Below are 224 nucleotides of genomic sequence, written 5' to 3' on the forward strand. Positions count from 1 at the left end.
CATTGCCAAGTTGGTGAGCCCTGGCCGGAGCGGCATGGCTGGGCGAAGCTGGCTGGATGCCGTCCGACCGCGTCACCTACCCTGGCTTCCGCTTCCCGGCCGAGATCATCAGCCACGCCGTTTGGCTCTACCATGTCTTCAGCCTAAGCCTGCGAGACGTTGAGCTGATCCTGGCCGAGCGGGGGATCACGGTGACACACGAGAGCATCCGGCAGTGGTGCTTG

At 64.3% G+C, this 224-nt stretch carries 1 pseudogene; it reads left to right on the forward strand.

Features of this window, described 5'->3' with window-relative positions:
- Positions 1 to 56: 56 nt before the first annotated feature.
- Positions 57 to 224 (forward strand): annotated as a pseudogene (locus E2C05_RS35070) (IS6 family transposase); the annotation flags it as partial.

This window comes from Paracraurococcus ruber (assembly GCF_004353985.1).
In the GTDB taxonomy this organism is placed as follows: Bacteria; Pseudomonadota; Alphaproteobacteria; order Acetobacterales; family Acetobacteraceae; genus Paracraurococcus; species Paracraurococcus ruber.